At 70.7% G+C, this 9,157-nt stretch carries 3 protein-coding genes, 2 tRNA genes and 4 pseudogenes; 4 read left to right on the forward strand and 5 right to left on the reverse strand.

Features of this window, described 5'->3' with window-relative positions; all coding sequences use genetic code 11:
- Window positions 1-3,127 (reverse strand): PAS domain-containing sensor histidine kinase (locus IF37_RS0137250; RefSeq protein WP_106981938.1); only part of this gene is annotated, 3,127 nt, incomplete at its 3' end.
- Between the two features lie 271 nt (window positions 3,128-3,398).
- A complete protein-coding gene (locus tag IF37_RS0137255) occupies window positions 3,399-3,863 on the reverse strand; it encodes an SSI family serine proteinase inhibitor (protein WP_030753726.1) in 465 nt (154 codons plus the stop codon).
- Window positions 3,864-4,071: 208 nt separating this feature from the next.
- On the opposite strand from IF37_RS0137255, the gene IF37_RS0137260 reads away from it, so the two are divergent.
- A tRNA-Ser gene (locus tag IF37_RS0137260) sits at window positions 4,072-4,162 on the forward strand.
- A gap of 217 nt (window positions 4,163-4,379) precedes the next feature.
- Window positions 4,380-4,452: transfer RNA gene (locus IF37_RS0137265), tRNA-Arg, on the forward strand.
- Between the two features lie 77 nt (window positions 4,453-4,529).
- Here the strand turns inward: IF37_RS0137265 and IF37_RS44125 are convergent.
- Together IF37_RS44125 and IF37_RS44130 are read right to left on the reverse strand one after the other, a co-directional pair.
- Window positions 4,530-5,363 (reverse strand): annotated as a pseudogene (locus tag IF37_RS44125) (site-specific integrase); the annotation flags it as partial.
- Between the two features lie 63 nt (window positions 5,364-5,426).
- A pseudogene (locus tag IF37_RS44130) lies at window positions 5,427-5,815 on the reverse strand (replication initiator); the annotation flags it as partial.
- Here IF37_RS44130 and IF37_RS46270 point away from each other — a divergent pair.
- Window positions 5,757-5,936, forward strand: a pseudogene (locus IF37_RS46270) (hypothetical protein); the annotation flags it as partial. The pseudogenes IF37_RS44130 and IF37_RS46270 overlap by 59 nt on opposite strands.
- Before the next feature lie 480 nt (window positions 5,937-6,416).
- The gene (locus IF37_RS43155) at window positions 6,417-8,072 is read left to right on the forward strand and encodes a multicopper oxidase family protein (RefSeq protein ID WP_158727455.1); all 1,656 of its coding nucleotides are present in this window, start codon (window positions 6,417-6,419) and stop codon (window positions 8,070-8,072) included.
- A gap of 415 nt (window positions 8,073-8,487) precedes the next feature.
- Here the strand turns inward: IF37_RS43155 and IF37_RS40210 are convergent.
- Window positions 8,488-9,043, reverse strand: a pseudogene (locus IF37_RS40210) (protein kinase); the annotation flags it as partial.
- Between the last annotated feature and the right edge of the window lie 114 nt (window positions 9,044-9,157).

Consider the following 9,157-nt stretch of genomic DNA (forward strand, 5'->3'; position numbering starts at 1 on the left):
CGGCCGTGCCCTGGGCGGGTACGGCGGCTCCGGGAGCCGGCGGGACGGGAGCCGGAGTCCCGGCGGGCGACTGTACGGCGGGCACCCCGGGCGTCCCGGGCACCCCGGGCACCCCGGGCGTCCCGGGCGTCCCGGGCCCGGTGGGGACGGGGACGCCCCGCCCGTCCGTGCCCCGCGCCGGGACGCCGTGCGCCGCGGGTCCCTGGCCGGGGACCCGCGGTACGGCCGCCTCCGCCGCTCCCGGCGGGACCGGGCCGGGTGCGCCCGGCACCGGGAAGGACTGCGGCGGGACCTGGCCGGGTGCCGTCCCCGGCGCCACGGCCTGGGCCGGCTGGGCCGGCTGGGCCATGGCCCGGCGCCGGCGGCCGGTCGGCGCGCTGGTGGGGTGCGGCTGCGGCGGCGTGTGGTCGTCGGCCTGGTCGAGCGGTACGGCGTCGTGCCGGCCGTCGTCGCCCGGAAGACCCCCGGCGGGAACACCGGGAGCACCGGGAGCCGGGGGCACCGGTACGGCCGTACCCGGAGCCGCGCCAGGAGCCGCGACCGGGGCCGTTCCGCTCGCCGGTGCGGGTGCGGGTGCGGGTGCGGGTGCGGGTGCGGGGGCCTCGGGGGAGCGGTCGGCCTGGGCAGGCGGCAGGGCGAACACCGTCCGCGCACCGCCCGCCTCCTGCGCCGCGGCACGCTCCGCCGCGGCGGCCAGCGCCCGTCGGCGCCGCTCGCCCGGCTGTCCGCCCTCGCCGGCGTCCGCCTCGTCGCCCTGTGCCGGAACCGAGGTCACGCCCTGCGCGGGGACCGCCGCCGTCCCCTGTGCGGGGACCGCGGTGGCGCCCTGGGCCGGGGCCGTCTCGCCGCCCTGCGCCGGAAGGGCCCGCGCCGGGAACCCCTGCGCGCCCGGAACACCCGGAGCCGGCATGGCACCGGCCGCGGGGAGGGCCGGCGGCAGCGCGGCCTGCGGGGCGTCCGGGTCGCGGCGGGCACGCCGGCCCGTCGGCACGGGCACGCCCTGCGGCGGCACGGTGCCACCGAGCCCCGTGCCCACGGCGGCGGCGCCCGCGCCCTGCTCGGCCGAGGTCATCACCGCACCCTCGGACACGCCCTTGCCCGCATCGCTGCCGGCGTCCGGAATCTCCGGACCGTCCGCGCCGTCCGCGCCGTTGTCGGCGGGTCGCCCGCGGCGCCGCCCGGTCCCGCCGGAGGCGCTCTCCGCGCCCTCGGCCGGGAACACGGCGTCCTCCTCGGCGGGCGCCCCGGCCCGCCGCCGGCGCCGGCCGGTCGGCACCGGCGCGTCCGCCTCACCGGCGTCCCCGCCGGTCAGGTCACTCTCCAGGAAGGCGTCCGTGGAACCCCGCCGGGCCCGCCGCCGGCCACCGGCCTGCTCGGCCGCGCCGGAATCGTCCACGGCGGCCACACCGGTGTCCGCCGGCCCCGCGCCGGGCACGGTGTCCGGGAGCCGCGCGGCGACCGCGCCCGCCCCGCCGCCGAGCGGCACCTCCAGCACGTACGCGCTGCCGCTCATGCCCGGCACCTCGTGCGTCTGGAGCACACCCCCGTGGGCGCGCACGATCCCGCGCACGATCGGCTCGTGCACCGGGTCTCCCCCGGCGTACGGTCCGCGGACCTCGATCCGCACCACCTCACCGCGCTGGGCGGCGGCGACCACGACGGTGTTGTCCAGGTAACCGCCCGCCGACACGGGCGTGTTGCCGGTGGCGTCGACCCCGGCGACATCCGCCACGAGGTGCGCGAGGGCGACGGCCAGCCGCTGCGCGTCGACCTCGGCCTCGATGGGCGGCGCGTGCACGGCGAACTGCACGCGGCCCGGTCCGATCAGCTCGACGGCCCCGTCCACACCGGCGGCGACGACGGCGTCCAGCATCACCTTCGTCCGGGTGATGTGGTCGCTGCCCGCGTCCAGCCGCTGGTAGCCGAGGACGTTGTCGATCAGGGTGGTGATCCGGGAGTACCCGGCGGACAGGTGGTGCAGGACCTGGTTGGCCTCGGGCCACAGCTGCCCGGCGTCGTCCGCCGCCAGTGCGGACAGCTCGCGCCGCAGCTCGTCCAGCGGTCCGCGCAGCGACTCGCCGAGCAGGGTCAGCAACTGCTCGTGCCGTCCGGCGAGGGCCTCGTACCGGTCCTTCTCCCGTTCGGCGAGCGCGGCGTACCGCTCCTCGCCGGCCGCCAGCTCCTCCGTGTGCGCCTCGCGCAGTTCCTCGGTCTCGGCGACGTGCCGCTGGCGCAGCGCGGTCAGGTCGGAGGCGTGTTCCTCGGAGAGTTTCTCCAGCTCCTCGGCGTGCGCCTGCTCCAGCGCGGCCTTCTCCTCGACCAGGGCGTCGTACGGCCGCCGGTCGGTGAAGGTCATCACGGCGCCGACGAGCTGGTCCCCGTCCCGCACCGGCGCGGTGGTCAGGTCGACCGACACCTTCCGGTCGCCCTTGGACCACAGCGTCTGCCCGCGCACCCGGTGCTTGCGCCCCGAGCGCAGGGTGTCGGCGAGCGGCGACTCCTCGTACGGGAACGGCGATCCGTCGGCACGCGAGTGCAGTACGAGGGTGTGCAGCTCCTTGCCGCCCAGCTCGCCGGCCCGGTATCCCAGTATCTGGGCGGCGGCCGGGTTGACGAGGACGATCCGCCCGTCGGTGTCGGTGCCCACGACGCCCTCGGCCGCGGCGCGCAGGATCATCTCGGTCTGCCGCTGCGAGCGGGCCAGCTCCGCCTCGGTGTCGACGGTCCCGGACAGGTCCCGGACCACGATCATCAGCAGCTCGTCGCCGGTGTAGCCGTAACCGTCGTACGCCTGCTGGCCGTTCTCCAGGTTCGCGCTGGTGACCTCGACCGGGAACTCGTTGCCGTCCGTGCGCCGCGCGACCATCCGGGTCGGCTTGGTCCGCCCCCGGGGGTCCATGTGGTCGGGCCGCCGCATCGACCCCGGGATCAGTCTGGAGTCGAACTCGGGCAGCAGATCGAGCAGCCCGCGCCCCACCAGGGCCGTACCGGGGGCCTCGAAGGCCTCCAACGCGATGGTGTTGGCGTTGACGACGGTTCCGTTGGCGTTGACCAGGACCAACGCGTCCGGCAGCGCGTCCAGTATGGCTGCGAGGCGAGCAGCGCCCCGGGATGGCCTGCCGCTCACGAGACGCCTTCCTCCCTGTTACCGCACCTTGCCGACAGCTCGGGCCATCTTGCCAACCGGCCCGCGACGTGTCACGCGAGGGAGTCTAAGGGCACGGGTCGTGCGCGCGGTGCCGGATGGGAGGGAGGTCCCACGAGGAAGTGACGGCGAACGGGTGACGCGTGGTCCGGCACCGCGATACCTCCGCCGGACCTTTACGGAACCGGTGCGTCCGCCCCCGGCCCCGCCGCCACCATCCCCGGCCCCGTCGCCACCTCCCCCGGCCCCTCGGCTACCGGGGCGCCCCCACCTCCGGCAGCAGGGGCACCAACCGGTCCCACCGCCCGATCTCGCACCCGTTGCCGCGGTCGAAGGAGGCGTCGACCGGGCGCCCGGCCCAGGTACCGGTGACCCGGGCGGTGGCCGGGCCGCCGTGCTGCATGGTGCAGGTGGCGCCGGGGTCGACCGGCGCGAAGGGGTCCCGGCCCCACTGCGTGCGCGTGTCGAGCGTCCGGCAGGCCCCGGAGACGTCGGGGTGGTGCCCGGCCTCGGGATGGCAGTACACCTCGTACCTCCCGTCCCGTCCGGCGCCGGCGTGCCGGACCACGACGGTGAGGTGGTCGCCCCGGTCGTCGGGCCGGACGGGCGGCGGCAGGGCCCCGGCGGGGGCGGCGGTGAGCGGGACGAGGGAAGCGGAGGCGGCGGCGGCCAGGGAAGCCAGGAGGAGGCGCCCGGGAACCGGCAGGACGAAGACCATGCCCTGTCCAACGCGGGACCCGCCGGAACGTGGCGCCACCCGCCGGAACGTTGCTCCGCCCGGCGGAGCGTCTCGCGGCCCCCGCCGGGCGAAGCCCTTTGCCCTGCGGGGCGACTGCCTAGTACCGTGGGGGGCGATTGGTGACAGGGCACTCACCTGTGTCATCATCTGCACGCACCATTCGCGCGCTCGCGTGAGCGGTTGTGCTGGAGGCGTCGCCTAGTCCGGTCTATGGCGCCGCACTGCTAATGCGGTTTGGGTCTTACAGCCCATCGAGGGTTCAAATCCCTCCGCCTCCGCTCCATCTCGAAGCCCCGGTCCCCAGGACCGGGGCTTCGGCGTTCCCCGGCTTCCCCCGCCCCCGCCTGCGCGTTCCCACCCGTCCTCTGGGCGTTTTCGCAGGTCACAAGGGGTGTGGGGAGCGGATTTCACATGACGGCGGCAGTCATGTAATGTTCTTCCTGTCGCCGGGAACGGGCCGAAAGGGCCGGGAACGAAGACGAAACAAAAGAACAAGCACTCGTAGCTTAACGGATAGAGCATCTGACTACGGATCAGAAGGTTGCAGGTTCGAATCCTGCCGAGTGCACACAGATGAGAGGCCCCGGATTACTCCGGGGCCTCTCGCGTTTCAGGGGCGTACAGCAGCGAAGTGCAGCAACCGCGTCAGCCGGCGCCGCCCATGGCATCCGACAGCTTGCCGAGCGCGGCCCGCACCTCTTCCTCGCTGGCTTCGGCGTAGACCTCCATCGTCATGGCGATCTGGGAGTGCTGCAGGATCCGCTGGGCGATCTTCGGATGGATCTTGAGTGCGACCAGGAGCGAGCTGCACGTGTGCCGGGTGTTCCGGAGCGGGATGACGCGGACGCCGGCGCGGCGGGCCCGCAGCGCGAACATCCGGGTGAGGTTCCCCGGCTCGATCGGGGTGCCGTACTTCGTGGTGAAGATCAGGTCGTGCGTGCCCTGCCACAGCTCCCCGGCCGCCTTCCGGTCTCCGCTCTGCTGAGCCCGCCGCATGCGGAGGGCCTTGAGGCACAGCGCCGGGAGGGGAAGGAAGTCGTCCGACTCCGCGGTCTTGGTTTCCCGGTGGAGGATCTGCCGCCCGGCCCGCTGGATCTGGTGATCCACGTAGATCTCACCTGCGTCGAAGTCCACCGACTTCCAGGTGAGCCCCAGGACCTCGCCCCGGCGCAGGCCGAGGCAGAGCACGAGCATCCAGGCCGCGAAGAGGTGATCGTCCCGCGCGGCGCAGTCGGCGAGGAACCGGCCCGCCTCGGCGACCGACCAGGGCTTGATCCGGCGGCGGCGCGGTTTGGGGACCTTCACCAGTGAGGCGACGTTCTTGCCGATTTCCTCTTCGGCCACGGCATGGGTCAGGGCAGCACGGAGAGCGTCACGTGCGGCCTGGATGACGCGCCGGGACGGGAACGCTTCACAGCACTCTCCGACCGCGCAACACCGCTGCCGTGCCTTGGCCCGCCTGGCGTCCTTGCCCTGGGCCCAGCACGAGCATCTCGGCGACTTCGGCCGTGGTGTGCCACTTGCGGGTGATGGTCACCGTTGTCATGGGGTGGGCTCTCCTTCCGTGCCGGGGGCGGGTTCGAGGGATGCGGCAAGCCAGGTTTCGGTGTCGGACAGGCCGGTGCCGGCGAAGACCCAGTGGGCGAGGACGTACGTCGTGTCTGCCGGGCGTTCGTCGGTTGCTGCCTGGGCGCGGCGCCATTCGGCGCGGGTGTCGCGGAGGGCGCCGAGGGTGGAGTAGCGGCGGGACTTGGTGGAGAAGCGGCCGCGGAATCCGAGCATGTGGGCCCAGGCGCGCAGGCGGAGGTGTCCAGGTCCTTGCGGGCGCCGAGGGTCCAGGCGGTGCGGATGAGGCGGCAGGCGTGGTCGCTGATGTCGAGCTGGGCGAGTTCGGCGGCGAACTTGAGCGGCCGGTCGAGGGCGCCCGTCGCTACAGCCCGGGTCTGGGGGCTGAGGTGCCCAGAATTCCCGGAAGAAGTGAGCCGGGCCCGCCGCTGGACCCGCGACATCCTGCGCGGATTACCTGTGGCGGATGACGCCGCGCTGATCGTTCGACGCCTGCTCGGCACCACAGGCGGACCGTTGGGTATCGGTCGCCCTCCGAACGATCTCCCCGGCCCTGGACGCGGACGCCTCCGACGAAGCGTGGCAGTGGCTGTACGCGGGCCGCATCAAGGGCAGCGGGCATCTGTTGTCGGCCTAACGACCCGGCACGGCCTGACAGTCGGGCTGGTGATACGTCGTGACTAGATCGCAGCGTGCACTGCACGTGGTGTCGCGTACGTTTTCTCAAACCCCTACATCATTCGAGTGGTCGTTAGACGACTTTGGTACTCAAGCCGACGCGTCATAGGGGCACCGCATACAACCGTATGCATCCTTGATCCGCCGTGTCCAATTGGGCATCGGTCGCACGTCGGTAACGCTGTACGGGAGGCTTTCTTGCTTAGGGCGACATTGCATCTCCAGCGTTGGTGGCATGCCAAAAATCTGGTGCCGAAGCGTACGCTGGCTTGCTTTACAGGATTGACTGTGACAGGGGTCGGGTTGCTTTTTGGGGCGCCGTCTGTACAGGCTGCCCAGATTACGTCCTGTGGCCCCTCGCCCGCAGCGACGCATTTCATCGATGAAGTTCAGCAGCCGCCGGTTGCAGCGCCGGACAGGAAGAACCACTACACGCTGAAGGTGGGTGTGCACAACACTCACAAATTCAGTAGTGAGTGGGGGACGACGAAGACGCTGGGATATAGCACGGCTAACGCCACCGTGGACTACCTCGGACCGACCATCGTCACCCAGCAGAACCATCCGATCAAGGTGCGGGTCATCAACAACCTGCCCGCAGCGGGAACACCTGTTTTCCCGTTCGACCAGCCCAACAACAACACCATCACCACACATCGCCACGGCGGTCTTCAGTCGGTGGCAAGCGACGGCGTCCCTCTGCCCAACGGAGTGGAAGTCCCGCCAGGTGGATCACAGACGCAGAGCTATCCGAACAGACAGGCTGCGGCGCCCTTGTGGTACCACGACCACGCGGACGCGCATGACTCGTACCATGTCTATGAGGGCTTGGCAGGGCTGGCGCCCAACACCGACAAGCTCGAGCCGTCGTTCGGGCTGCCACGGGGGCGTTTCGCCAGGTCCTACGTGCTCCAGGACAAGTCGTTCAACGCCGACTATTCGCTGTGCTACACGCACGCCGACCCGGAGTTCTTCGGCGACGTCCCCGTGATCAATGGGACCATCGCACCCAAGCAGAAGGTGGAGCCGCGACGCTATACCTTCACTCTGGTCAACGGTTCGGACTCGCGCTTCTACCACCTCAGCCTCCGACAGGTCGCCGGTTCCCCCTCGGCTGCGCCGGCCATGACCGTGGTTGGAAATGACGAGGGCTATCTGCGGCATCCCACGCGGGTCAACGACTTGCTCATCTCGCCCGGAGAGCGCTACAAGGTGGTTGTCGACTTCACTGGCCACAACGGGCAGAAGTGGGTGCTGGCCAACGATGCTTCTGCGCCCTACCCAGGACCTAACGTAGCCCCGCTGATCCCTGAGCTTATGCGATTCGACGTTTGCCCCGAGGTGACGTCTCCGGATCACTCACGGGTACCGAAGACGATCCGGGAGACCAACAACGCTGAGCCACTCGCTCGCAAATTGGCGCGGGCTCGTCTCCGAACGGTCCAAGCCGGCGAAAATACGCCTGGTGTGCCCCAGCTCGGGGACGAGAACCAGCTGCTCAACTACTTCGACCCGCCTACCGAGACGCCTCAACTCGGCTCCACGGAAGTCTGGGCCATGCGCAACCACAGTCCCGACGCGCATCCCTTCCATGAGCACATCGTCGAACTCCAGCTGATCGGAAGATGGCACGTCGGTCAGTGGGACGCCAACGGCAAGCCCGTACCTGGGACTGTCGGACCCTTCGAGCCAGCGAAAGCCTATGAATCCGGGCCTAAGGACACGTTTGTATCCCCTCCGGACTACATCACGGCCTGGGTTGGCACGTACACCATTCCGGGAACCTCAGTCTGGCACTGCCACATCCTCTCCCACGAGGACGGTGCTTCGACCGGCGGTGCCATCGAGATGATGCGCCCCCTGGCCGTTGGTTCGAAGCCGCAACTCCAACTGCCCCGAGTGCTCACGCAGAAGCGACTCGACCGGCTGGTGCGCCAGCCGTAGACGATGCCACCAGAGGTGGGGCGCAGCTCGGTCGCGGTACAGCAACGCAATACAGCAACCCGAGCAACCGCCCCTGTCCCCCAGCGTCCTTCCAGGACCACGGCGCGACCGGTATGACCGCCAGCGACCGATCCCTATGAAGCTACGGATCAGAAGGTTGCAGGTTCGAATCCTGCCGAGTGCACATGAAACAGAGGCCCCGGAGAGATCCGGGGCCTCTGGGTTTTGCCTTGACGGCAGTGTTTGACGGCAACCGCCTCCGAGGGTGGGAGCAGGACCGATCAGACGGCCACGAGTACACCGGCCGGGCCGTTGTCATCGGCACCGGGGCCCTGACCAGGGATTCCGCGACCGGGCCCCCTGAATGCTGTCCAGGCGGAGGGGTGGTCCGGTCTTCTGCTTGGGGGTCTACGGCTCAGCTCAGGGCCTTACCGACCTCGTAGATCGTGGGCCTGCCCTCGGGCGCCGGACTGAGCATGGCGTCGATCAGTTCGCCCAGCTCGCCATGCACCTTCCCAGGCCGGCGGTTGCCACTTGCGACGGCTTGTCTCTGCTCGGGGCGCGGTGCGTCGTCCGGGTACTCGACGGCCCGCCAGCCCGTGGCGGAAATGCGCAGGGACGCGCCGAGCGCATAGATGTCCGCTTCCGGCGTAGGCTGCGCCTCTCCGGTCGCAAGCACGCTGCGCGCGATCTCCGGCGCCTGGCGCCTCGTAGTGGACGAGGCAGCCGCGGAACGGGAAGTCGTACCCCTCGGGGACGTGTCCGCCCCACGCCAAGGCCAGGTCGATGAGGTGCGTGCGATCCGGGCCGATGATGAAGTGTGCGGGCTGCACGTCGCCGTGGGCCCAGCCCTTGCCATGCAGCTCGGCCAGCACCTCTACGCAGCCGAGGGCGGCACCGGTGTGAGGCTCCATGCGAGAGTCCGGCTCACGACAGGGCCTCCACAGCTCGTACAGGTCGGGCCCCTCGTGGCGGCCGGCGGCTGGACTTAGAACTCCTAACGAAATGATCTTCGAGGTGGTTGGATCAGTTCGGAACTGGTGATCCGGGGGTGTGGGGTGGCTCGGCCGAAGCCGTGGGAAGTC

Origin of the sequence: Streptomyces sp. NRRL S-31 (assembly GCF_000718775.1) — a bacterium.
Lineage (GTDB): Bacteria > Actinomycetota > Actinomycetes > Streptomycetales > Streptomycetaceae > Streptomyces.